1 protein-coding gene is annotated in these 1,303 nt (G+C 52.7%); it reads right to left on the reverse strand.

Features of this window, described 5'->3' with window-relative positions; translation table 11 throughout:
* Window positions 1-38: 38 nt before the first annotated feature.
* A protein-coding gene (locus tag RAE04_RS11680) for an IS3 family transposase (protein WP_156794336.1) occupies window positions 39-1,231 on the reverse strand; the annotation gives its coding sequence in 2 pieces (ribosomal slippage) (window positions 39-949 and window positions 949-1,231; 1,194 coding nt in all).
* Between the last annotated feature and the right edge of the window lie 72 nt (window positions 1,232-1,303).

Raw genomic sequence — 1,303 nt, forward strand, 5'->3', positions numbered from 1 at the left:
GGGCCTGGCCCCCGGAAAGTAGACACGTCGGGGGTTAGCTATGCTGCTTGGGTCAGTGTAGCTGAATTAAGCGCTTCGAAGTCATCGGGGGCTAGAAGGTTGCACCAGGAGTGCCGTCTGCGCGTGTTGTAGCGCATGCACCATCGGAAGACTTCCTGGCGGCAGCTGATTGGACTTTCAAAGAGTTTCCTATCACGCAGTACTTCACGCTTTAAGGTGGCGTTAAAGGATTCTGCTAGGGCATTATCGGCACTCGTTCCCACTGCTCCCATGGATTGGCGCACACCAAGCTGAGCGCAGTGGTCCCTAAATGCCTGTGAGGTGTACACACTGCCGTGATCGGAATGGAAAATTGCCCCTTTAAGGCTTCCGCGGACCTTTCTGGCATGAGACAAAGCTTCGATAACCAGCGATACCCGCATGTGATCGGCTAGTGCATGACCGACAAGTTTGCGAGAGTAGACGTCGATGACCGTGGCAAGGTACATGTTTTTGCCACCCTTACACGGCAGGTACGTAATGTCGCCAACATAGACGTGGTTTGGCCTGTCAGCGGTGAATTTGCGGCCCACTAAATCTGGCATGACGCGGTGACCAGGCTTACGCCTGGTAGTGACACATCGGCGGCGCTTGGTAAAGCCTTTAAGCCCCATGGATTTCATGATGCGTGCGACCTTCTTGTGATTGATCGGGCCGAAATCCGTATCACTGTTGAGGCTCGCAGCGATGCGTTTAGCACCATAAAGCCCGTGCTCATCATCAAAAGTGGTCTTGATTTTTGCACCAATAAGGGCATCGGAACACATCTTTAACCTGCGTTTTTCGCGGGTTTGCACCCATTTGTAGAACGAGGAGCGATTGAGCTTTAACACGTGGCACATCCGCTTAACCGAGTATTCGGTTCGGTGGTCATAGACAAACTGGAAGCGGATTACCAGCGTGTCTCTTCGGCAAAATATTTCGCGGCCTTGCGCAGGATGTCGCGTTCTTCACGCAGCTTTGCGTTTTCGTTTTCTAGCTGGCGGATCCGCTCAGAATCAGTCGTCGCCTGAGCTTTATCACGCATGTTTTTCGAGTGGGCACGTTTGCCGGTGCCGTACTGCTTAAGCCAGGAATAAAGTGAAGAACGATTGATTCCTAGCTCTGCTGAAGCCGTGTGAAGTGAGAGGTCCTCATTGTTTTCGTAGAGGGCCACAGCATCACGTTTGAACTGTTCGGAGTACCTAGGCATGGTGGTAGATTACCTTTCTTCCCAACCCAACCGGGCTGGATATCAGGTGTCTACCTAACGGGGGCCAGGTCC

It is taken from the genome of Corynebacterium sp. CTNIH16, assembly GCF_032821655.1.
GTDB lineage: Bacteria > Actinomycetota > Actinomycetes > Mycobacteriales > Mycobacteriaceae > Corynebacterium > Corynebacterium marquesiae.